Source organism: Paenibacillus sp. FSL H8-0260 (assembly GCF_045040625.1).
Lineage (GTDB): Bacteria > Bacillota > Bacilli > Paenibacillales > Paenibacillaceae > Paenibacillus_AQ > Paenibacillus_AQ odorifer.
In genome coordinates this window covers 13,503-36,611 of sequence record NZ_CP150298.1, presented here as the reverse complement: position 1 = coordinate 36,611, position 23,109 = coordinate 13,503, and the positions used below count along the sequence as shown (strand labels likewise).

The following is a 23,109-nucleotide window of genomic DNA, read 5'->3' as shown; positions in this document are numbered from 1 at the left end:
CACCCCGAAAGTAACCTTATATGGTTTACTTGACGACAACATCATCCATTGGAAGTTCCTTAACTTTGCCCACTTCAAACAACTGTACATGAACCGTACGGTTTCCGGCATTGATCCCTACTACTTTGCCATCCCCCAATGAGGTCACGACAATCTTGCCGACCGCTGGCATTTCTTCCTTTACACTCTCATAATTGTCATGCTCAAATTTCAAACAACACATCAGACGTCCACAAAGTCCGGAAATCTTCGTCGGATTAAGTGAAAGGTTCTGATCCTTGGCCATTTTTATGGATACGGGTTCAAAATCCCCTAACCAAGAGGAGCAGCAAAGCACTCGTCCACAAGGTCCAAGTCCACCTAGCATCTTAGCTTCATCACGTACCCCAATTTGCCGAAGCTCAATGCGGGTCCGAAAAATACTTGCCAGATCCTTAACCAATTCTCTAAAGTCAACGCGTCCTTCGGCCGTAAAGTAAAATATAATCTTATTACGGTCAAAAGTAAACTCTACATCTACGAGCTTCATTTTGAGACCGTGGTCGCGTATTTTATTTAAACAGGTGGTAAAAGCCTCCTTAGCGGCGCTTTTGTTCTCCTCAACAACGCGTGCGTCGGTTTCTCCGGCAATACGCATCACTTTTTTGAGGGGTAGTACAACATCGGACTCCTCCACCTCTTTTTTGCCTACGACAACCTTACCGTATTCCACCCCACGTGCTGTCTCAACAATAACACATTGATCTCGTTCAATCGGAAAATCAAGTGGATCAAAATAATATATTTTACCCGCTTTTTTAAAACGGACACCTACTACGCTGTACAAAAATTAACCCCCTTGTTTGCCGGTAAAAGGAACCTATGGGCATGTCCGCTCCCTGATGATCCATGCTTGTCCTTCCTCGTCTGTTAAAACGATACTTCCAGGTAAAGCGACATCCGGAGGATATATCATTGCTAATCCTTTAACTTTCCAGTCGGATTAAGAACTGCTCCAGACACAACTGGGCATTGGCATTGGAATGCAGCTTCTTAGTACTCTCTGCAGCATATCCCATATAAGCCACCCATTGTTCCGCACTGCGCCCACGGGCATGCCTGGAAATAAAGTCTAACTGATCTATAAAAACGATACTTTCGTGCTTACGGTACAGGAAGTAGAGCATATCTTTAAACCATAGATGGAACATGCTGAAAAGGATATCCAAATGTTCAGCGAGCCCAGTCTTGAACAGCTTCTGCCCGGCAGTTGCTACCGTGGAGCTGCCCTTGCTTAAGGACTCCTTAGCTAATTGTAACACTAGATTTCTCATTTCTGCAAACCAATTCTGTTCCAAAAGTTCCCTGCAACCATCAAGTCCCGAACTAAGTGATACTGCACATCGAGCTAAGGGGATCGGCACACCCTCACTTGCTAGCGCTTGAAGCATAATATCCGGATTTAACGGACTAAATGGGATCCGCTGAGTCCGTGACTGAATCGTCGGCAATAAAGTACGACTATTATCAGATATTAGGATTCCTACTGCCGGAGCTGGCGGTTCTTCCAGAAACTTCAACAAACTATTGGCAGCTTGTACCGTCATTTTGTCTGCCCCATCTATAATATAAACCTTTGGATTCACACCCTCAGATCGATAGGAAAAGACACGCTGCAGCTCACGGATCTGGTCTATTTTTATGCTTGCACCGTCGGGCTGCAGCAATGACAAATCAGGATGGTTTCCATGCTCAACCTTTCGGCACTCTAGACATTCGCCACAGGCGTCATCCTTGCTTTCCGTGCAAAAAATTGCTTGGGCAAACATCAGCGCCGTCTTCATTTGTCCACTGCCTGCTGGTCCTGTAAATAAATAAGCATGGCTCACAGCATCCTTGCGCAAGGCATTTTGGAGTAGCCGTTTAGCATGCTCCTGGCCTACTATATCATGAAAAGGCATAATTTCCTCCCAAAACTTTAAAAAGAAAGGTTGATTAACAACCCACGAATTTCTCCAACACGTCCCAACAGATCTATTCGGCCCTGCTCACTATTCAGCAGATCGTCTGCCATAGATAGCAAAGCCGCATCAATTTCCTCAAGCAGCTTGTAACGCTTACCCCGCCCACGTCTATCCCATCCACGTGTCTCTTTCAGTATAACGCCTCTACGAGCGGTTTCTTCCAGAAACCTTTTGATCATCATCCGGTAAATGGTGAGTTCACGAATGGTCATAGACTTAGATAAACGGTCGCCTTGTGACTGTATTTCTTTGATCTGGCGGTTTAGTTCATCTTTGGTTTTCTGTTCACCTTGCTGCTGAAAAACGTCAGAGAACGATTTCTGCTGAACAGGCTTATTAGCCCCTTCTGCATTTGGAAGCTCACTCTTTAAGGGCCTATATCCCGGATTGATCTTCAAAGGTTATCTACCGCCCCTTTTTTGTAAATGACTTGCTCATTTATATTATACTTAATAATGTTCGAAACGATCTACAGGAAGCACGAATACAGTAGCGCCACCGACCTGTACTTCAACAGGGAGCGGTAAATAGGAATCCGTCGTGCCACTCATCGGAGTTACTGGAGTGACTAGTTGTTCACGCACTTTACAGCTGTTACGGATAACGTTCAATACAGCTTCGATCTGACTGTCTTCTACCCCAATCATAAATGTCGTATTTCCCGCCCGCAGAAATCCACCTGTACTTGCGAGTTTGGTAGCACGGAAATTGGCTTTTACTAGCTCACTGGATAACCGGTTACTGTCTTTATCCTGGATAATTGCAATGATCAACTTCATCTTCGCATTCCCTCCCAAAAAAGTTTTATGGAGTATTACTACTTAATGTGTTCTTAGTAGTAACCTCACTTCATAAGCAAACGCTTAGTTATATGCCACTTCTCTTATTATATTAGACAAAACACCCTAAAAACCCTTTAATACTCTCTCTTCAAGAGTTCTCACGATATCTTGTTCTACCAGATGAATAGGGCGGTTTGCATCAAGAACTACTATTCTCTCCGGATTCGCCTTAATTAATAAATGATAACCTTCACGAACCTTCTGATGAAAGGCAAGACTCTCCATATCCAGACGATTGACTTCGCGATCTTGATTGGCCGCAATCCGTGATAATCCAATCTCAGGCTCTACATCCAGATAAAAGGTTAGATCGGGCATGCGATTTCCAATAGCAAAACGGTTAATACTCCACACCTCTTCCATACCTAATCCTCTTGCATGTCCTTGATAAACGAGACTGCTGTCTACAAAGCGGTCACAGAGGACTGTAAGCCCTTCTCTAAGAGCTGGCTCTACTACTTCAGCGAGATGTTGGCTTCTTGATGCAGCGTACAGCAATGCCTCTGTACGTGCATCCATTGCAGTATGGGCAGGATCCAGAATAATAGAGCGAATTTTTTCGGCGATTTCTATGCCTCCAGGTTCACGTGTAATTCGATAGGGCATGGACCGATTCTGCAAATATGCTGCTACTCTGCCCAGAACCGTTGTTTTTCCGGAGCCTTCGCCCCCTTCTAATGTTATAAAGAAACCTTCTTTGCCCACTTATACTTCTCCGCCCTTCTGAATGTTGTATACCTTAATACGCTGTAAGACCGGATCAGCACAAGCCTGGAACTTCGCGCCTCCATAAGCTAAACCAGTCAGTCTTTGCTGTATCTGATCTGTGATGACCTCACCCGGATATAATAATGGAATGCCTGGTGGATAGGGAATTACCATTTCTGCAGCTACTCTCCCCACGCTGTGTTCAAGATTAATACTTTCTACCTCATTGGCTGACACCGGCTTCAAAGAGAAGGGAACAGGTGCTGAGATTTGTAAAACATTCAAATTGTTCCACGTGGAAATATTTCGAGATTCTGAAATGCCTGCGGTGTACGGTGATTCGGATGTAACCTCCGAATCTATTTCCTGCAGCGCCTGCAATAACCTTGCTGCATCTTCAGCCTTCGAACCGAGGCTGAACAGCAGCACTACGTGCCGGTCGTCACTCATCTCCGGCACACAGCCCTTAGCCTCGAGCCTGCGCTGCAGCTCGAAACCGCCTAGGACCCCGGTGGCGTCATAAATGACGACTTTGAAGGGGTCCTGCGTCTCGTACGCCGCCCTATGCAGCGGCGTACCGTCGTGCAGCGGCTCTGCCGGCTGCACCAATCCATAGCGCGGCAGCTCGGCAAGGCCGCGCCGCAGGACATCCACGGCGGCCAGCCCTGCCGTGAAAGCCTCGCTGCCCCGGCTGTGCAGCAGCCGCCGGGCAAGATCAAGCGACGCCATCATAGGATATGATGGGCTGGAGCTCTGCACCATGGCGAGCCGCTGCGAGAGCAGGGCGCGGTCGAGCCGCTGCCCTTGAACATGCAGCATAGCGCCCATGGTCATCGCAGTGAGCATCTTGTGCGTGGACTGCACTACGCCGTCTGCGCCACAAGCAAGCGCCCCGGCAGGCAGTGCCGGGTGCTGCCCGTAATGCGCCCCATGCGCTTCATCGACAAGCAGCGGTACACCGCTGTCGTGGCAAATACGCGCGAGGGGCGCAAGGTCACTGCCCATGCCGTAGTAATTGGGCATGGTGACAAATACAGCAGCGGCTTCCGGATAGGCTGCAAGTGCAGCCTCAACAGCTTCTGCCGCCGGCGCTACTGCCAAGCCGCTGAGTGGATCAATTAGCGGCTCGACGAAAACAGCCCTCACTCCAGCTAACATAAGACCATGAATCACTGATTTATGCACATTTCGTTGAAGAATCAGAATCATTCCTGGCTCGGGGCAAGCCGTTAGAATCAGCGCCAGGTTACCCGCCGTACTTCCGCCAACTAGAAAAAAACTCTCCTCTGCTCCAAAGCAATCCGCAGCCAACTCCTGTGCTTCCTTAATGACTCCCTCAGGATGATGAAGATCATCCGTGCCGGTAATCTCCGTAACATCGTACTTCATGACCTCATCTAGAAACCCAGCGCCTTCTACGCCGTCATATGCCGCTCCATTTTTATGTCCCGGCACATGATAAGATATATTACCCACAATTCTATATTGCTCCAGCATTTCGTATACAGGTGCCCTACATCGTTGTAATTTATTCATATTAAATTCCTTCCCATAGGGTTCCTTCTATTTTAACGTAAATATTCAGAAACTCCTATGTTTCCTCATAAAAGCATCTGACTGAACAGCAAAACGGCTCCCCCCGCTTAAACAACGAGGAAGCCGTATATGAATATCTCTAATGCAGCCCTTATATCTTTCATCCAGACTGCTCTCTTATCCGCATCAATTAACAGAGTTACTCTACTTAAGCGTTCTTTTGCAATCCGATCTTCTTCATCTGGCCAATAAAAAAACGGTACTTAGCATCTTCTGCCTCGGTACGGATCATTTCCGCCTCACAATCCTCACAAATAAAATGCGAGACAATCACAATACCTTCTTCTTTTTCCTGCCCACAAATGATACAAGCTTGCCCGGTTTGCTGTTCCATAACCATCCCACCTTGACTCTTTTAAGAACAGTATGATACACCTTCTATCATTTTAAACCTTTTCATAGTTTTTTCATATCCTTCGTTTCGTGTATTATATATATTCCGCTGCCCCTATATCGGTGAATATTCGCCCATAGTTTAATAAAATGCTTTCATTCGCCGATATTAAGAACATATGAATCTGTGAGGAGGTTAGTCTATTTTATATGGAACCCAACACCAAAGGCGCTGCTACATTCTATCAATATAAATTAATCAAAAAAATTAATCTAACGGCACCTCTGCTGCGTGTTTATATTTTGCTCCCTCTTTTGGTCCTTGTGCTCGAGACAGTCTTTCTTTCTTGGTGGAGTATTCTCTACTTAATTATAGCTGCTCCGGTTATGTTCTGGGTTCAATATGTTATTTCACGCTCAGTACTTCTAATCTCCGGGCATCCTATTTCAAAAAGATGGTCCATCTCATTTAAAATCCCGTGGCTTGGCTTCATGCCAGATCAACACATTAGTTACCGCATTTTCCGTAAAGTACAGTTACATAATTTTTATATTGGTCTTTGTATTGCAGCTCTCTTTATTTTTTGGTCTCCACCGGCATTTACAGTATCCCTGATTATTTGCCACTTGTGGCTTTTACTGCCCCGTCTCTATACACTGTTCAAAATAAATCAACGCAACAAGGAAGGCATGCTGAAGTTTAATCCATCCGATGCCTCCTATTACTCTCAATAGAGTACAGTTAACCTGTGTTCGCATATAAATAAATAATCGCCATCCATAAAGGACGGCGATTATTTATTTTGTCTTAAGACCTTTAATTAAGGCCTTCTTTTCTTTAGGAATCATAACTATAAAATAATCATCATGCACTGTTAAATGAACCGTTACTCCATCCTTCTGAAAAACACCAGATGAGTCGGTATTCTCCTCTTCCTGTTCAACCCATCCCCAGGCCTTAATAGTATCCATATACTCCTCTGGGATGCCGTTCTTCTCCTTTAATCCAGGTAAAGAATAACGCACATAATCCATAGCAACGTTTGTCGTAGTCTGGTCTGGTGAGTACGCCTCTTGGGGCACAGGGAAATTTTTCTCGTTTAGCGCACCCTCAAAAGCATCCCAGCTGGGCGCTTTCGTACCGCAGCCTGCCAGTATTAAAGCTACTATACACGAAAAAATTAATATCTTAATAATTCTTGTTTGTTTCATGCCTTAAATCCTCCTTACCTCCACAATGCATCTAAAGACACAAGAAAATTCAAAGTTAGAATTTATGAGTAGTTCCTTCGTATTAGAGATGTTGCTTATTATTTGCACTTATCTATTATACTTGTATCGACCTCAGCGTCGGTAACAAAAATGTCACTCAATTACAGCCCCTTCAGATGTTGTACTCCCCTTCAAATAACACTCTTGTCCAAAAAAAACAAAAAAGCCACTGCTGATAAATCAACAATGGCTTAATGTGCTTGGCAACGTCCTACTCTCCCAGGACCCTTCGGTCCAAGTACCATCGGCGCTGGAGGGCTTAACGGTCGTGTTCGGGATGGGTACGCGTGGAACCCCTCCGCTATCGCCACCAAACATGCGTCTGTCAAACAGACGCTGCCGCGTGAAATTCGGTTCATCACCAGAAGTGACAATGAATTTCTAAGCGTGTTACAGGCTTGATGCCTGAAAACTGAATCCGAAACGAATTTGCATCCTACGTATAGGATAAGCCCTCGACCGATTAGTATTGGTCAGCTCCATGCATTGCTGCACTTCCACCTCCAACCTATCTACCTCGTCGTCTTCAAGGGGTCTTACTAATTGGGAAATCTCATCTTGAGGGGGGCTTCACGCTTAGATGCTTTCAGCGCTTATCCCGTCCGTACGTAGCTACCCAGCCATGCTCCTGGCGGAACAACTGGTGCACCAGCGGTACGTCCATCCCGGTCCTCTCGTACTAAGGACAGCTCCTCTCAAATTTCCTGCGCCCACGACAGATAGGGACCGAACTGTCTCACGACGTTCTGAACCCAGCTCGCGTACCGCTTTAATGGGCGAACAGCCCAACCCTTGGGACCTACTTCAGCCCCAGGATGCGATGAGCCGACATCGAGGTGCCAAACCTCCCCGTCGATGTGGACTCTTGGGGGAGATAAGCCTGTTATCCCCAGGGTAGCTTTTATCCGTTGAGCGATGGCCCTTCCATGCGGTACCACCGGATCACTAAGTCCGACTTTCGTCCCTGCTCGACTTGTAGGTCTCGCAGTCAAGCTCCCTTATGCCTTTGCACTCTGCGAATGATTTCCAACCATTCTGAGGGAACCTTGGAACGCCTCCGTTACTCTTTAGGAGGCGACCGCCCCAGTCAAACTGCCCGCCTGACACGGTCCCCGTACCCGATAAGGGCACTAGGTTAGAACCTAGATACGATCAGGGTGGTATCCCAACGGCGCCTCCACCGAAGCTTGCGCTCCGATTTCTACGGCTCCCACCTATCCTGTACAGATCGTACCCAAATTCAATATCAAGCTGCAGTAAAGCTCCATGGGGTCTTTCCGTCTTGTCGCGGGTAACCTGCATCTTCACAGGTATTAAAATTTCACCGGATCTCTCGTTGAGACAGCGCCCAAGTCGTTACGCCATTCGTGCGGGTCAGAATTTACCTGACAAGGAATTTCGCTACCTTAGGACCGTTATAGTTACGGCCGCCGTTTACTGGGGCTTCGGTTCATAGCTTCGGGTTACCCCTAACCACTCCCCTTAACCTTCCAGCACCGGGCAGGCGTCAGCCCGTATACTTCGCCTTGCGGCTTCGCACAGACCTGTGTTTTTGCTAAACAGTCGCTTGGGCCTTTTCACTGCGGCCCCCTCGTGCTATTCACACTACCGGGGCACCCCTTCTCCCGAAGTTACGGGGTCATTTTGCCGAGTTCCTTAACGAGAGTTCTTCCGCGCGCCTTAGAATTCTCTTCTCGCCTACCTGTGTCGGTTTGCGGTACGGGCACCTTCTCCTGGCTAGAGGCTTTTCTTGGCAGTGTGAGATCATGACCTTCGCTACTACAATTTTCGCTCCCCATCACAGCCCAGCCTTAACGATGTGCGGATTTGCCTACACATCAGCCTCACTGCTTAGACGGACATCCATCAGTCCGCGTCACTACCCTCCTGCGTCACCCCATCGCTCATAGCGGATTACGGTGGTACAGTAATTTCAAACTGTTGTCCTTCGACTACGCCTTTCGGCCTCGCCTTAGGTCCCGACTTACCCTGAGCGGACGAGCCTTCCTCAGGAAACCTTGGGCTTTCGGCGGATCAGATTCTCACTGATCTTTTCGTTACTCATACCGGCATTCTCACTTGTGTAGTGTCCAGCGCTCTTTTCAGTACACCTTCAACCCCTACACAACGCTCCCCTACCCCAGATGCAAAGCATCTAGCCATAGCTTCGGTGGTGTGTTTAGCCCCGTTACATTTTCGGCGCAGAGTCACTCGACCAGTGAGCTATTACGCACTCTTTCAATGGTGGCTGCTTCTAAGCCAACATCCTGGTTGTCTGTGCAACTCCACATCCTTTCCCACTTAACACACACTTGGGGACCTTAGCTGATGGTCTGGGCTGTTTCCCTTTTGACAATGGATCTTAGCACTCACTGTCTGACTCCCGGCAATAAGTATATGGCATTCGGAGTTTGACTGAGCTTGGTAATCCTTGCGGACCCCGCACCCAATCAGTGCTCTACCTCCACTACTCTTATACCGAGGCTAGCCCTAAAGCTATTTCGGGGAGAACCAGCTATCTCCGAGTTCGATTGGAATTTCTCCGCTACCCCCACCTCATCCCCGCACTTTTCAACGTACGTGGGTTCGGGCCTCCAGTGCGTGTTACCGCACCTTCACCCTGGACAGGGGTAGATCACACGGTTTCGGGTCTACGTCCACATACTAATTCGCCCTATTCAGACTCGCTTTCGCTGCGGCTCCACCTTCTCGGCTTAACCTTGCATGTTAAACGTAACTCGCCGGTTCATTCTACAAAAGGCACGCCATCACCCATTAATAGGGCTCTGACTTTTTGTAAGCACACGGTTTCAGGTTCTATTTCACTCCCCTTCCGGGGTGCTTTTCACCTTTCCCTCACGGTACTGTTTCACTATCGGTCGCCAGGTAGTATTTAGCCTTAGCAGATGGTCCTGCTGGATTCATACGGGGTTTCACGTGCCCCGCACTACTCGGGATCCGTCTCGGAGAGAACACAGTTTAGATTACAGGGCTTTTACCTCTATCGCGGGCCTTTCCAGACCTCTTCACCTACCATATTCCTTTGTAACTCCATGTGAGACGTCCCACAACCCCAAGAGGCAAGCCCCTTGGTTTAGGCTGTTCCGCGTTCGCTCGCCGCTACTGACGGAATCACTATTGTTTTCTCTTCCTCAGGGTACTTAGATGTTTCAGTTCCCCTGGTCTGCCTCTACATTTCCTATGTATTCAGAAATGAGTAACTGCGAATTACCACAGCTGGGTTTCCCCATTCGGACACCCCCGGATCAAAGCTTGCTTACAGCTCCCCGAGGCAGTTTCGTTGTTCGCCACGTCCTTCGTCGGCTCCTGGCGCCTAGGCATCCTCCGTGTGCTCTTATTAGCTTAACCTTGATTCTTCCGAAGAAAAATCTCACTAATAACATTTACTTGTTTACACAAGTTGCTAAAAGATGTTCTAAAACGCAAATTCGTTTCGGTATCCAGTTTTCAAGGATCAAGTCTTACTGAGAGCTTAAACTCTCAAAACTGAGCAACGAGTGAGTAACAGGCCTAAACCTGAGTTTTGGAAGTTAAACTTCCGATTTGAATGTTCTCATTGCAGAGAACGATTCTCCATAGAAAGGAGGTGATCCAGCCGCACCTTCCGATACGGCTACCTTGTTACGACTTCACCCCAATCATCTACCCCACCTTCGGCGGCTGGCTCCCTTGCGGGTTACCCCACCGACTTCGGGTGTTGTAAACTCTCGTGGTGTGACGGGCGGTGTGTACAAGACCCGGGAACGTATTCACCGCGGCATGCTGATCCGCGATTACTAGCAATTCCGACTTCATGCAGGCGAGTTGCAGCCTGCAATCCGAACTGAGACCGGCTTTGATGGGATTGGCTCCACCTCGCGGCTTCGCTTCCCGTTGTACCGGCCATTGTAGTACGTGTGTAGCCCAGGTCATAAGGGGCATGATGATTTGACGTCATCCCCACCTTCCTCCGGTTTGTCACCGGCAGTCACTCTAGAGTGCCCAGCATTACCTGCTGGCAACTAAAGTTAAGGGTTGCGCTCGTTGCGGGACTTAACCCAACATCTCACGACACGAGCTGACGACAACCATGCACCACCTGTCTCCTCTGTCCCGAAGGCCGCTGCTATCTCTAGCAGATTCAGAGGGATGTCAAGACCTGGTAAGGTTCTTCGCGTTGCTTCGAATTAAACCACATACTCCACTGCTTGTGCGGGTCCCCGTCAATTCCTTTGAGTTTCAGTCTTGCGACCGTACTCCCCAGGCGGAGTGCTTACTGTGTTAACTTCGGCACCAAGGGTATCGAAACCCCTAACACCTAGCACTCATCGTTTACGGCGTGGACTACCAGGGTATCTAATCCTGTTTGCTCCCCACGCTTTCGCGCCTCAGCGTCAGTTACAGCCCAGAAAGTCGCCTTCGCCACTGGTGTTCCTCCACATATCTACGCATTTCACCGCTACACGTGGAATTCCACTTTCCTCTTCTGTACTCAAGCCACCCAGTTTCCAGTGCGACCTCAGGTTGAGCCCAAGGTTTAAACACCAGACTTAAATAGCCGCCTGCGCGCGCTTTACGCCCAATAATTCCGGACAACGCTTGCCCCCTACGTATTACCGCGGCTGCTGGCACGTAGTTAGCCGGGGCTTTCTTCTCAGGTACCGTCACTCCGGTAGCAGTTACTCTACCGGACGTTCTTCCCTGGCAACAGAGCTTTACGATCCGAAAACCTTCATCACTCACGCGGCGTTGCTCCGTCAGGCTTTCGCCCATTGCGGAAGATTCCCTACTGCTGCCTCCCGTAGGAGTCTGGGCCGTGTCTCAGTCCCAGTGTGGCCGTTCACCCTCTCAGGTCGGCTACGCATCGTCGCCTTGGTGGGCCGTTACCCCACCAACTAGCTAATGCGCCGCAGGCCCATCCCTCAGTGACAGATTGCTCCGTCTTTCATTCTTCTCTCAGGAGAAAAAAGAAATTATCCGGTATTAGCTACCGTTTCCGGTAGTTATCCCAGTCTGAAGGGCAGGTTGCCTACGTGTTACTCACCCGTCCGCCGCTAAGTTACTTTGAAAGCAAGCTTTCAAAGTAACTCCGCTCGACTTGCATGTATTAGGCACGCCGCCAGCGTTCGTCCTGAGCCAGGATCAAACTCTCCAATTAGTATTGAAAAGAGCGATATGCTCATTTTGAAACATCTGACGAGAAAATTAATTCTCTAATTTTGGATTTCACTTGCGTGATTTCCTACTCACTCGTTGTTCAGTTTTCAAAGATCAAGTTCTCGTTGGCGCCGTTTAATGTCTCAGCAGCAACTCTTATACTATATCATGTTCGGCTATTTAATGTCAAGCTCTTTTTTTAACTTCTTTTTCGAGCTCGGCATGTGTACTTCTTGGCCGGACTTAGAATATATCATGTATGGAGATGCATTGCAAGAGTTTTTTTATATATAATCAAATGCATAAAACATCATCTATGTATTATCGTATTATAATAACTACCTCCCCTTATCATCTAATTATCTAGAAAGTAAAAAAACAACTGCAGAAGATAACAGTTGTTTTTTAGAAGAAGCTTAGACGATTCTAGATTAATTCCGCTTCCTTCGCTCCAGTAATTACGGCAATGATATTGCTTCGAAGTGCCTCCGCATTGTGCGCTTCATATGGATCCACTTTGAAAACAACAGCATCTGCAATAAAACCTTCTGCAATTTGTCCCAGCTCGTTACCGCTCCCCAGAATATCTGCAGCACTTTTAGTCGCAGCCTGCCACGCTTCTCTCCGAGTTAAGCCATAATCAATCAATGTATCCAGTTCTTGAAGGTTATAGCCATGTAGTGCAGGTGTGGCATAATCTGTACCGAATCCAATACGAACGCCTTCTCTTTTTGCATAATGAATGGCCTTGGAATGACATTCGGCAGCGCGGGCAGCTCGGTCGCAAATGATCGGGTTCAACGCTAGAACGCCTTTTGGGTCTGCAGCAATACGATAAATTGATGTGGTGGGTACAAACGCTACCCGCGAGTTAGCAAGTCTTCCTGCCTGATCCTCAGTTAGAAACATCCCATGCTCTATTGATTCCACGCCGGCCTGGATGGACCAGTCTATCGTCACTCCGCCCCAGGTATGAACCAGTACCTTCTTATCATGGGCATGTGCATTACGAACAATGAACGAGAACTCTTCTTCAGAAAAGATCGGGTCAACGACTTTCTCGGTAGGTGCTCCAAGCCCGCCTGTGGCCATGATTTTTATCCAACCCGCTCCTGTAGCAAAGATTTCCGCCATGCGTTGTTCTAAATGCTTGAGACCACGGGCATCTGCTGCTCCAATCATATCGCTACTGGTCTGCACTCTTAATGGATGCTGATATTGCTGAACAAGATGCTGCACTGTGCTCGGCAGAATCCCACCTGCATCACGGGCAGTCGTTACACCCGTTCTAAGAGTAGCTTCAAAAGCTTGTGCCTGCATAATTTCGATCTCGTTGGCATCGCGCTTCAATTGATCAGAGTGGTCAAAATCTGTCCAAGCTAAATGCGTATGTAGATCAATAATACCCGGACTTAGCCACAGATCTGTTCCTGCAAGATTTGACTCTACTTGATGCGGCTCCGCTTCAGTAATGGATGAAAAACGACCATCCTTTATCACGACATCAAAACGTCTGCCTTCGATACCTGCTATAAAAATATCATTGAACGTCTGCAGCTCTGGATGCTTATGAATCATCTTCATTCCCCCCATGCCAGCCGAACAGCTGCTAATGCCTGAACTGGGTCTTGTTTCAACAGTTCGGCAAGCGTGGATATAGCCTTCTCCACACTTTGCCGCTCAGCATTCGTTCCAAAATGGTTGATCCGTAGAAGATGGCCAAATAATTCTCCGTCTCCGGGAGCCACAATGCCTATAGGCTGCTCAATCCGCAACTCTTGCTTTCCAGAAATCCGCACCGTTGTAGTCAGCGTAGAATAATGTCTGCTGTCCTTTTGCCAAGGCTCAAGCCCCAAGGATTTAATACCAGCTACAGCAGCTGCTGCGGCTCGCTCATGGCGTTTGATTACTTGATCCAATCCTTCTTCTTCAATTCGTGTCAAAGCTTGAGTCAAGGCTCTAGCCTCCAGCGTAGGAATGTTTGGGGCAACCCGCAATGGCGCGGCGTCTCCCAGTGATGGCTTCAGATCCAGCAAGGATAAAATAGAATTGCGTGGAGCATTTTCATTCGACTCAAGAAATTCCCAGCCACGTGGAGAAATACTTACGGCACTAACACCGTTGGGTCCAGCTAAGGCTTTTTGCGCACCTATAACTGCAAAATCAACGGACCATTCATCCACCAGCAGGGCCTCTCCCCCAACCGCAGATACGGAGTCCGACACAGTAATTAGATTGAATTCTTTTGCAATTTCAAATATTTCTTTAGCAGGATTAGAGCCTCCAGTAACCACTTCAGCTTGAACAAAAGAAAGGGCACAAGGTTTAAACTCCTTAATCGCAGAAGCAACTTGGTCGCTAGTGACCACTTCATCAAAAGGAACCTTTACTTCAACAACCGTTGCTCCACCCCGCTCAAGCCATTTTCCAAATAAACTTCCATAAGGACCTGTTACTATATTTACAATGGTTCGACCGGGTGCAGCTATTCCGGCGGCTACCGCCTCGATTCCAAGGATTGCCTCAGCCGGAATGATAACTGGAGGGTGCTCAGTAAACAAGACTTTGGAAATTAAATGTGTTAGCTTATTGTACTCAGCCAGTGAAAGTGGCACGTATCCTTTATGTTCTCGGTTCATAAAAAAACCTCCTGATGTACTTTATTTTGGCATTTTCGGAACCGCCGACAACAGCTCATAACTGTATTCATGTTTAGGACGGATGAAGAATTGATCCCGCGGACTCTGCTCCACGAGCTTTCCTTGCCGCATAACTGCTACCGTATCGCTAATTGCATTGATTACTCCTAGATCATGAGAAATAAAAAGCATGGTGAGATTAAGCTCAGCCTTCAGCGTATTGAACAGTTCGAGCACACTAAGCTGCACAGATACATCCAACGCACTTGTAGGTTCATCCGCGATCAGGATGTTTGGCTCAACACTTAATGCACGAGCGATCGCTATCCGTTGACGCTGGCCGCCGGAAAATTCATGTGGGAATTTGTCTAACGCCTTTTGTTCTAAATGAACTTGATTCAAAAGCTCTTTGCATCTTTGTTCAACATCTGTACGCCCCACTATTTTATGAAACAATAAGGGCTCGGAAAGAATTTGCCTAATCGAATGTTTAGGATTTAGCGAAGCATCTGGATTTTGGAAAATCATCTGGATTGTTTTGTGCTGCTCACGGCTTCTTTTCTTTTTTAATTCTTGGGTACCCAACAGAATCTGTCCCTCATTTGGGGCAATCAGTCCAGCAATTACTCGCGCCAGCGTAGATTTCCCTGATCCGGATTCTCCAACAAGCCCAAGGGTGGTGTGCTGCTCAAGATTCAGATTGATACGATCCAGTGCAGTAAAGCCGCCATAATGAACAGTTAAATCTTTTATTTGCAAGGCTAATTCCATGAGTCTCTACTCCCTTCAAGCTCTGGCAAAGGAAGCACCGAATCAATCAGCATCTGTGTGTAAGGGTCTTTCGGATTTTGCAAAATATCAAGAGTATTGCCCTGCTCAACAATCTGCCCCTGTTTCATTACACATAGCCGTGAACACAAGTTTGCTGCAATCGCTAGGTTATGCGTAACAAATACCATGGCAAAACTGAGCTCATGCTGGAGGCTCGTGATCGTCTCAATAATTTGCCGTTGAACCGTGACGTCAAGTGCCGTTGTCGGCTCATCACAGAGAAGTACGCCTGGCTTACACGCCAGTGCCAGAGCGATGACTACCCGTTGACACTGACCGCCTGACAGCTGACTCGGATACCGGTCCTTTTTCTTCAATGACTCGGGGAGACCAAGCCTTTCGAGCAGTTCCAGTGCAATTACCCGCGAAGTCTTACGGCTTACTTTCTGTCTGTAATACACAACTTCAGCCAGTTGTTTGACAACCGTACAGAGCGGATCAAGCGCACCTCTTGGATCTTGAAATACCATCGCACTGCTTACGTCACTTTTAATGGTGCCACCAGTCTGTTCAACACCATTTGGAAGCAAGCCTAAAATTGCACGCAGCGTAAGCGATTTTCCTGATCCCGATTCACCTACTAATCCCAGACTCTCCCCTTTACTCAGCGAAAAACTAACATTATTGACCAATCTCTCATTTGACTTAGCTGCCAGCGATAGCGCCTCTATTTCTAAAATGGGTTGTATAGACATTATTTTTTCCTCCATATGTCTGCCAAACCATCACCTAGGAGCGACAAAGCTATCCCCGTATACACCACTGCAAATCCCGGAACGGCCGAGAGCCACCAAGCTGTAGTGATGAAGGGCTGTCCATCTGAAATCATTGTCCCCCAGTCAGGAGTTGGCGGTGTAATGCCGATACCAAGATACCCGAGTGTAACAATGGCAACAAGCAATCCAATCATATCTGTCATAAGGACGACCACGGCTTGCGGAAGTACATTCGGCAGGAGATGACGCAAAATAATTTTCACTCCTGGTAGCCCTAAGGTTTGAGCGGACGCCACCCATTCCTGATTACGAAAAGAAGCACTAAGACCTCTGACGACACGGGCAAAGACAATCCATCCTACAAAGATAAAAGTAATATAAATGCCTCGTTCTCCTGCTCCACTGGCAAAAGCCACGATAATAACGATCAGATAAAAAGGAAAGGCGATGAATGTATCTGACAACAGCGTAATAACTGTATCGATCCATTTGCCGTAATATCCTGCCAGCATTCCTAGAAATACACCTGTGCAAAAGGGAATGATTTCTGCCAAGACCATGATTTTCAAATCAGTCCTCGCTGCATAAACCAGTCTGGTAAACAGATCACGCCCTAATTGATCAGTTCCCAACCAATGTTCGGCTGACGGAGGCTGTAAAAAGGCACTCAAATTTTGCTCAGAGGGGTCATAAGGACTTATATAAGGTATAAACACAGTCAAGAGAATAAGAGCTGCAAACATAATAATTCCCACTAGAAGTGATGGGGTATTCCAAATTCGCTTTAAGCCGCTTGTTATCTTACCGTCTTCATACAATCGCGAGTCTAGTCTTATAGTTTTCATTGTTTTCCTTTCGTTCTGGGATCAAGCCACCAGGAAATGATTTCAATCAAGAGACTGATGATCACAACAGATAGCGCACAGTAAAGTGCTATTCCTTGAATAACCGGAAAGTCCCGTTTCGAAATTGAAGTGAACAATAAGCTGCCAATTCCCTTAATTCCAAATACCTGCTCAACGACCAAGGTGCCTCCGATTAAATAAGAAATATTCACACCCAGCAGCATTAACGTAGGAAGAGCAGAGTTGCGCAGCACATGTTTAAATAAAATAACCCTGTTTGGTATGCCCGCAGCCTTAAGGGTGACTACAAAATCCGATTCTAACACTTCAAGCATCTGCGCTCTTAATGAACGAACAAGCGTAGGAACCTGTGAAAAAGCAACAGTGATTGCTGGAAGTGCAAGACTATGCAAGGTTCCGACCCACCCTTCACTTACTCCCCCAACAGGGAACCAGCCAAGCCGGACACTAAAGAGCAAAATTAAAAGTAAGCCAACCCAGAAGATTGGCATACCTAGAGTAATTGTAGGAAAAATACGTATCAAATGGTCCAGCAGTTTATCCTTATGCGTAGCGGCTACCGTAGCGAGCAGAAGGGATACGAAAATCGCCAACACACAAGCCATCACGATGAGCAGCAAAGTAACAGGGGCCCGTTGTGTAATCAACTCTCTTGTTGATGTCCCCATAATAATGGAGTTTCCAGTATCTCCTTGAGTAAACAGCGTCTTCACAAATCGGATGAATTGCTCCCATAAAGGGAGGTCCAGCCCAAGAGTATGATGCATACTCTTGAGCGCCTCAGGGGTGCTGTATTCTCCCAAAATCATTTTTGCTGGATCTCCCGGCACGATTCGAATGATGAAAAAGACCGCTATCATTACGCAGAAGATCACTGCCAATGCTTTTATAAGAGATATCAAAAGCCAGTTGTAAGAACCCTTGCTTCCTTTCGGTTGATTTAACACCTGCTTAGGATTCATCATTGGCTGATGCGGACATCTTCGAAACGGGCACTGCCGTTTGGTAGAACAACGAGACCGTCAACTGAAGAACGAATACCTTTTAAAACATCTGGATAGTAAAGCGGAATATAAGGAACTTCATCAGCAAGGGTCTGCAGCAGCTTAGTATAGATTTGTGCACGTTCATCTCCATCCGCAGTTTTTTGTCCCTCATATAGAAGCTTCGTTACTTCATCATTTGTATAATGCGTCCAATATGATTTGCTGAAGCCTTCCGGATCGGTCTGGAAAGCAATAATTGAGTTCGCTTCAGGGGAATCCGCTTGGCCACTGTTCAGCATTGCCGCAAAATCATATGCGAAGAAACGTTCACGGAAAGTGGCAAGTTCAATCGATTCAATCTCAATCTTAATCCCGATCGTTTGGCCCGCTGCCTGAATAATTTGTGCCTCTTGAGCTCTTGTGCTATTACCGGATGCTACAAGTAATTTGGTAGTGAAGCCATTAGGGAAGGCAGATTTGGCAAGCTCCTCCTTGGCTGCTTCGATATTAAAGTTCAGTGCTTTGATTGTATCATTTGCGTTATAAGGAATCGTTGTTGGCAGCAATGAGTTTGCTGTTTGTGCATAACCAAAGGTTAGCGCCTTGGTCAAGCCCTCACGATCAAGCGCCAGCGCCAGAGCGCGACGGACATGCACATCAGAAAAATGTTCATCCAACGTATTAAAGAACAATTGCTCTGTCACCCAACTACCGTTAGTGACTACTTTAGTGTCAGCCCCATCTTTAATCTCATTGGCATTTTGCAGAGCCAAAGATTCAATAGCATTAACTTCTCCAGCCTTCAGCTGGTTAATCGCTTGGCTGTCATCTTCAATCAGCTTATAAACGAGCTTATCAATATAAGGTTTACCTTCTTGCCAGTAGAATGTATTCTTAGTGAAGGTCAGATCACCAGCAGTGTCCCATGTTTCAACAACAAAAGGTCCCGTACCGATCGGTTTCTTGAAGAATTCTTCTTCGGATACTCCGCCGAAATTGTTAGGAAGGATACCATTTGAGAAATTAGATAGCTCCGAGATAAATGGTGTATAAGGCTCTTTAAGTGTAATAACAAGCGTTTTGTTATCTTGCGCTTTGATTGTGTCGACCTTTGCGGATATTGCCAGCGGGCCGCCTACCTTCAAGTGCCGCTCAAGAGAGAATACAGCATCTTCTGCGGTCACATCCGTACCATTGGAAAACTTCAACCCATCACGAAGCTCGAATGTATACGTCAGACCATCTTCACTGATATTATGTGACTTAGCAAGCCAATCTACAATTTCACCTTTGCTGTCAAAAGCGACTAATGATTCAAAAACTTTGTCGATTGCAAAAGCATTGTTGGACGTAATCTGATTATGCAAATCCAGCGAAGTTACAGAAGCAGGTCGTCCATAGACGAAAGTCCCTCCCGTTGCAGGTTCTGCAGTTTGAGGACTTTGAGTTGCCGGACTCGCACTTTCCTGTGCCTCTTTATTTGAATCAGCCTTATTATTAGACCCCGAGCACCCTGCAATTAACATCAATAGCAAAACTGCTATTGCCCCCAACAGAATCGGTTTCTTAATAGATACACTAAAGTACGACATAATTCGCTCCCCCTATAATTCTTATATGTTTAGTATGAATTGTATTATGGGTTAAACACTCTAGTCTGTCAAACATAATTTAATTTGCAACAATCCTTAAGTAAATATACATAACAAAAAGACCACTGTCGATTACTCAACAGTGGTCTTGCGTGCTTGGCAACGTCCTACTCTCCCAGGACCCTTCGGTCCAAGTACCATCGGCGCTGGAGGGCTTAACGGTCGTGTTCGGGATGGGTACGCGTGGAACCCCTCCGCTATCGCCACCAAACGGGCATTTGCGGTACAAATGCATTATTCAGGTCTCAGCATCGCCAAATGCTGAAAACAAATTCATCATCATACAGTCACTTGGACTATATAAATCTGAGATTGATGCCTGAAAACTGAATCCGAAACAAATCTGCATTTTACATATAGGATAAGCCCTCGACCGATTAGTATTGGTCAGCTCCATGCATTGCTGCACTTCCACCTCCAACCTATCTACCTCGTCGTCTTCAAGGGGTCTTACTAATTGGGAAATCTCATCTTGAGGGGGGCTTCACGCTTAGATGCTTTCAGCGCTTATCCCGTCCGTACGTAGCTACCCAGCCATGCTCCTGGCGGAACAACTGGTGCACCAGCGGTACGTCCATCCCGGTCCTCTCGTACTAAGGACAGCTCCTCTCAAATTTCCTGCGCCCACGACAGATAGGGACCGAACTGTCTCACGACGTTCTGAACCCAGCTCGCGTACCGCTTTAATGGGCGAACAGCCCAACCCTTGGGACCTACTTCAGCCCCAGGATGCGATGAGCCGACATCGAGGTGCCAAACCTCCCCGTCGATGTGGACTCTTGGGGGAGATAAGCCTGTTATCCCCAGGGTAGCTTTTATCCGTTGAGCGATGGCCCTTCCATGCGGTACCACCGGATCACTAAGTCCGACTTTCGTCCCTGCTCGACTTGTAGGTCTCGCAGTCAAGCTCCCTTATGCCTTTGCACTCTGCGAATGATTTCCAACCATTCTGAGGGAACCTTGGAACGCCTCCGTTACTCTTTAGGAGGCGACCGCCCCAGTCAAACTGCCCGCCTGACACGGTCCCCGTACCCGATAAGGGCACTAGGTTAGAACCTAGATACGATCAGGGTGGTATCCCAACGGCGCCTCCACCGAAGCTTGCGCTCCGATTTCTACGGCTCCCACCTATCCTGTACAGATCGTACCCAAATTCAATATCAAGCTGCAGTAAAGCTCCATGGGGTCTTTCCGTCTTGTCGCGGGTAACCTGCATCTTCACAGGTATTAAAATTTCACCGGATCTCTCGTTGAGACAGCGCCCAAGTCGTTACGCCATTCGTGCGGGTCAGAATTTACCTGACAAGGAATTTCGCTACCTTAGGACCGTTATAGTTACGGCCGCCGTTTACTGGGGCTTCGGTTCATAGCTTCGGGTTACCCCTAACCACTCCCCTTAACCTTCCAGCACCGGGCAGGCGTCAGCCCGTATACTTCGCCTTGCGGCTTCGCACAGACCTGTGTTTTTGCTAAACAGTCGCTTGGGCCTTTTCACTGCGGCCCCCTCGTGCTATTCACACTACCGGGGCACCCCTTCTCCCGAAGTTACGGGGTCATTTTGCCGAGTTCCTTAACGAGAGTTCTTCCGCGCGCCTTAGAATTCTCTTCTCGCCTACCTGTGTCGGTTTGCGGTACGGGCACCTTCTCCTGGCTAGAGGCTTTTCTTGGCAGTGTGAGATCATGACCTTCGCTACTACAATTTTCGCTCCCCATCACAGCCCAGCCTTAACGATGTGCGGATTTGCCTACACATCAGCCTCACTGCTTAGACGGACATCCATCAGTCCGCGTCACTACCCTCCTGCGTCACCCCATCGCTCATAGCGGATTACGGTGGTACAGTAATTTCAAACTGTTGTCCTTCGACTACGCCTTTCGGCCTCGCCTTAGGTCCCGACTTACCCTGAGCGGACGAGCCTTCCTCAGGAAACCTTGGGCTTTCGGCGGATCAGATTCTCACTGATCTTTTCGTTACTCATACCGGCATTCTCACTTGTGTAGTGTCCAGCGCTCTTTTCAGTACACCTTCAACCCCTACACAACGCTCCCCTACCCCAGATGCAAAGCATCTAGCCATAGCTTCGGTGGTGTGTTTAGCCCCGTTACATTTTCGGCGCAGAGTCACTCGACCAGTGAGCTATTACGCACTCTTTCAATGGTGGCTGCTTCTAAGCCAACATCCTGGTTGTCTGTGCAACTCCACATCCTTTCCCACTTAACACACACTTGGGGACCTTAGCTGATGGTCTGGGCTGTTTCCCTTTTGACAATGGATCTTAGCACTCACTGTCTGACTCCCGGCAATAAGTATATGGCATTCGGAGTTTGACTGAGCTTGGTAATCCTTGCGGACCCCGCACCCAATCAGTGCTCTACCTCCACTACTCTTATACCGAGGCTAGCCCTAAAGCTATTTCGGGGAGAACCAGCTATCTCCGAGTTCGATTGGAATTTCTCCGCTACCCCCACCTCATCCCCGCACTTTTCAACGTACGTGGGTTCGGGCCTCCAGTGCGTGTTACCGCACCTTCACCCTGGACAGGGGTAGATCACACGGTTTCGGGTCTACGTCCACATACTAATTCGCCCTATTCAGACTCGCTTTCGCTGCGGCTCCACCTTCTCGGCTTAACCTTGCATGTTAAACGTAACTCGCCGGTTCATTCTACAAAAGGCACGCCATCACCCATTAATAGGGCTCTGACTTTTTGTAAGCACACGGTTTCAGGTTCTATTTCACTCCCCTTCCGGGGTGCTTTTCACCTTTCCCTCACGGTACTGTTTCACTATCGGTCGCCAGGTAGTATTTAGCCTTAGCAGATGGTCCTGCTGGATTCATACGGGGTTTCACGTGCCCCGCACTACTCGGGATCCGTCTCGGAGAGAACACAGTTTAGGTTACAGGGCTTTTACCTCTATCGCGGGCCTTTCCAGACCTCTTCACCTACCATATTCCTTTGTAACTCCATGTAAGACGTCCCACAACCCCTAAGAGCAAGCTCTTAGGTTTAGGCTGTTCCGCGTTCGCTCGCCGCTACTGACGGAATCACTATTGTTTTCTCTTCCTCAGGGTACTTAGATGTTTCAGTTCCCCTGGTCTGCCTCTACATTTCCTATGTATTCAGAAATGAGTAACTGCGAATTACCACAGCTGGGTTTCCCCATTCGGACACCCCCGGATCAAAGCTTGCTTACAGCTCCCCGAGGCAGTTTCGTTGTTCGCCACGTCCTTCGTCGGCTCCTGGCGCCTAGGCATCCTCCGTGTGCTCTTATTAGCTTAACCTTGATTCTTCCGAAGAAAAATCTCACTAATAACATTTACTTGTTTACACAAGTTGCTAAAAGATGTTCTAAAACGCAAATTCGTTTCGGTATCCAGTTTTCAAGGATCAAGTCTTACTGAGAGCTTAAACTCTCAAAACTGAGCAACGAGTGAGTAACAGGCCTAAACCTGAGTTTTGGAAGTTAAACTTCCGATTTGAATGTTCTCATTGCAGAGAACGATTCT

Annotated in this window: 16 protein-coding genes and 5 rRNA genes; 1 reads left to right on the top strand and 20 read right to left on the bottom strand. The window is 47.5% G+C overall.

Annotation, left to right across the window (positions count from 1 at the left end; genetic code table 11):
* Positions 1 to 25 precede the first annotated feature (25 nt).
* The 7 genes from MHI51_RS00155 to MHI51_RS00125 form a co-directional block, all read right to left on the bottom strand.
* Complete coding sequence (locus tag MHI51_RS00155; protein ID WP_036678838.1) at positions 26 to 826, bottom strand: stage 0 sporulation family protein; 801 nt, start codon at positions 824 to 826, stop codon at positions 26 to 28.
* 139 nt (positions 827 to 965) lie between these two features.
* Positions 966 to 1,940, bottom strand: coding sequence for a DNA polymerase III subunit delta' (gene holB, locus MHI51_RS00150; RefSeq protein ID WP_076218454.1), 975 nt, complete (start codon positions 1,938 to 1,940; stop codon positions 966 to 968).
* Between the two features lie 17 nt (positions 1,941 to 1,957).
* Positions 1,958 to 2,401, bottom strand: a complete 444-nt coding sequence (locus tag MHI51_RS00145; protein ID WP_036678842.1) for a YaaR family protein — start codon at positions 2,399 to 2,401, stop codon at positions 1,958 to 1,960.
* 51 nt (positions 2,402 to 2,452) lie between these two features.
* Entirely contained in the window at positions 2,453 to 2,782 is a 330-nt protein-coding gene (locus MHI51_RS00140) for a cyclic-di-AMP receptor (RefSeq protein WP_036678844.1), read from the bottom strand.
* Positions 2,783 to 2,908: 126 nt separating this feature from the next.
* On the bottom strand, positions 2,909 to 3,550 hold the full coding sequence (tmk, locus tag MHI51_RS00135; protein WP_076099910.1) for a dTMP kinase: 642 nt from the start codon (positions 3,548 to 3,550) through the stop codon (positions 2,909 to 2,911).
* On the bottom strand, positions 3,551 to 5,089 hold the full coding sequence (locus tag MHI51_RS00130; RefSeq protein WP_076277932.1) for an aminotransferase class I/II-fold pyridoxal phosphate-dependent enzyme: 1,539 nt from the start codon (positions 5,087 to 5,089) through the stop codon (positions 3,551 to 3,553). It lies immediately after the preceding gene.
* Positions 5,090 to 5,297: 208 nt separating this feature from the next.
* Positions 5,298 to 5,483 (bottom strand): sigma factor G inhibitor Gin, encoded by a 186-nt coding sequence (locus MHI51_RS00125; RefSeq protein WP_036678851.1) that lies wholly within the window; start codon positions 5,481 to 5,483, stop codon positions 5,298 to 5,300.
* Between the two features lie 209 nt (positions 5,484 to 5,692).
* Here MHI51_RS00125 and MHI51_RS00120 point away from each other — a divergent pair, with 209 nt between their 5' ends.
* Positions 5,693 to 6,217 (top strand): hypothetical protein, encoded by a 525-nt coding sequence (locus MHI51_RS00120; RefSeq protein WP_076194944.1) that lies wholly within the window; start codon positions 5,693 to 5,695, stop codon positions 6,215 to 6,217.
* A 63-nt stretch (positions 6,218 to 6,280) separates the two neighbouring features.
* On the opposite strand, the gene MHI51_RS00115 is transcribed toward MHI51_RS00120, so the two are convergent.
* The 13 genes from MHI51_RS00115 to MHI51_RS00055 all read right to left on the bottom strand — a co-directional run bounded on the left by MHI51_RS00115 (position 6,281) and on the right by MHI51_RS00055 (position 22,884).
* Entirely contained in the window at positions 6,281 to 6,694 is a 414-nt protein-coding gene (locus MHI51_RS00115) for a hypothetical protein (protein ID WP_036678856.1), read from the bottom strand.
* A 258-nt stretch (positions 6,695 to 6,952) separates the two neighbouring features.
* A 5S ribosomal RNA gene (gene rrf / locus MHI51_RS00110) occupies positions 6,953 to 7,069 on the bottom strand.
* A gap of 128 nt (positions 7,070 to 7,197) precedes the next feature.
* Positions 7,198 to 10,123, bottom strand: a 23S ribosomal RNA gene (locus MHI51_RS00105).
* Between the two features lie 231 nt (positions 10,124 to 10,354).
* Positions 10,355 to 11,912, bottom strand: a 16S ribosomal RNA gene (locus MHI51_RS00100).
* Together the 16S, 23S and 5S rRNA genes form the textbook arrangement of a ribosomal RNA operon.
* 425 nt (positions 11,913 to 12,337) lie before the next feature.
* Entirely contained in the window at positions 12,338 to 13,489 is a 1,152-nt protein-coding gene (locus MHI51_RS00095; protein ID WP_312151823.1) for an amidohydrolase family protein, read from the bottom strand.
* A gap of 2 nt (positions 13,490 to 13,491) precedes the next feature.
* A complete protein-coding gene (locus MHI51_RS00090; RefSeq protein ID WP_076195264.1) occupies positions 13,492 to 14,550 on the bottom strand; it encodes an alanine--glyoxylate aminotransferase family protein in 1,059 nt (352 codons plus the stop codon).
* A 21-nt stretch (positions 14,551 to 14,571) separates the two neighbouring features.
* Positions 14,572 to 15,321, bottom strand: coding sequence for an ABC transporter ATP-binding protein (locus MHI51_RS00085; protein WP_076187689.1), 750 nt, complete (start codon positions 15,319 to 15,321; stop codon positions 14,572 to 14,574).
* The gene (locus tag MHI51_RS00080; protein WP_342410305.1) at positions 15,312 to 16,076 is read right to left on the bottom strand and encodes an ABC transporter ATP-binding protein; all 765 of its coding nucleotides are present in this window, start codon (positions 16,074 to 16,076) and stop codon (positions 15,312 to 15,314) included. The genes MHI51_RS00085 and MHI51_RS00080 overlap by 10 nt, the downstream gene beginning before the upstream one ends.
* Positions 16,076 to 16,942 (bottom strand): ABC transporter permease, encoded by an 867-nt coding sequence (locus MHI51_RS00075; protein WP_139330225.1) that lies wholly within the window; start codon positions 16,940 to 16,942, stop codon positions 16,076 to 16,078. Before MHI51_RS00075 ends, MHI51_RS00080 begins: the two co-directional genes overlap by 1 nt.
* Positions 16,939 to 17,928 carry an ABC transporter permease gene (locus MHI51_RS00070; protein WP_341088147.1) on the bottom strand — a complete coding sequence of 330 codons (990 nt, stop codon included), beginning with the start codon at positions 17,926 to 17,928 and terminating at the stop codon, positions 16,939 to 16,941. The genes MHI51_RS00075 and MHI51_RS00070 overlap by 4 nt, the downstream gene beginning before the upstream one ends.
* Complete coding sequence (locus tag MHI51_RS00065) at positions 17,925 to 19,541, bottom strand: ABC transporter substrate-binding protein (protein WP_076130912.1); 1,617 nt, start codon at positions 19,539 to 19,541, stop codon at positions 17,925 to 17,927. The genes MHI51_RS00070 and MHI51_RS00065 overlap by 4 nt, the downstream gene beginning before the upstream one ends.
* 154 nt (positions 19,542 to 19,695) lie before the next feature.
* Positions 19,696 to 19,812: ribosomal RNA gene (gene rrf / locus MHI51_RS00060) — 5S ribosomal RNA — on the bottom strand.
* Between the two features lie 146 nt (positions 19,813 to 19,958).
* Positions 19,959 to 22,884: ribosomal RNA gene (locus MHI51_RS00055) — 23S ribosomal RNA — on the bottom strand.
* Between the last annotated feature and the right edge of the window lie 225 nt (positions 22,885 to 23,109).

What these genes read in the sequence shown, in the direction of transcription:
- holB (WP_076218454.1), bottom strand. Translation starts at nt 1,940, where the DNA reads ATGCCTTTTCATGATATAGTAGGCCAGGAGCATGCTAAACGGCTACTC.
- MHI51_RS00140 (WP_036678844.1), bottom strand. Translation starts at nt 2,782, where the DNA reads ATGAAGTTGATCATTGCAATTATCCAGGATAAAGACAGTAACCGGTTA.
- MHI51_RS00130 (WP_076277932.1), bottom strand. Translation starts at nt 5,089, where the DNA reads ATGAATAAATTACAACGATGTAGGGCACCTGTATACGAAATGCTGGAG.
- MHI51_RS00125 (WP_036678851.1), bottom strand. Translation starts at nt 5,483, where the DNA reads ATGGAACAGCAAACCGGGCAAGCTTGTATCATTTGTGGGCAGGAAAAA.
- MHI51_RS00120 (WP_076194944.1), top strand. Translation starts at nt 5,693, where the DNA reads ATGGAACCCAACACCAAAGGCGCTGCTACATTCTATCAATATAAATTA.
- MHI51_RS00115 (WP_036678856.1), bottom strand. Translation starts at nt 6,694, where the DNA reads ATGAAACAAACAAGAATTATTAAGATATTAATTTTTTCGTGTATAGTA.
- MHI51_RS00095 (WP_312151823.1), bottom strand. Translation starts at nt 13,489, where the DNA reads ATGATTCATAAGCATCCAGAGCTGCAGACGTTCAATGATATTTTTATA.
- MHI51_RS00090 (WP_076195264.1), bottom strand. Translation starts at nt 14,550, where the DNA reads ATGAACCGAGAACATAAAGGATACGTGCCACTTTCACTGGCTGAGTAC.
- MHI51_RS00085 (WP_076187689.1), bottom strand. Translation starts at nt 15,321, where the DNA reads ATGGAATTAGCCTTGCAAATAAAAGATTTAACTGTTCATTATGGCGGC.
- MHI51_RS00080 (WP_342410305.1), bottom strand. Translation starts at nt 16,076, where the DNA reads ATGTCTATACAACCCATTTTAGAAATAGAGGCGCTATCGCTGGCAGCT.
- MHI51_RS00075 (WP_139330225.1), bottom strand. Translation starts at nt 16,942, where the DNA reads ATGAAAACTATAAGACTAGACTCGCGATTGTATGAAGACGGTAAGATA.
- MHI51_RS00070 (WP_341088147.1), bottom strand. Translation starts at nt 17,928, where the DNA reads ATGATGAATCCTAAGCAGGTGTTAAATCAACCGAAAGGAAGCAAGGGT.
- MHI51_RS00065 (WP_076130912.1), bottom strand. Translation starts at nt 19,541, where the DNA reads ATGTCGTACTTTAGTGTATCTATTAAGAAACCGATTCTGTTGGGGGCA.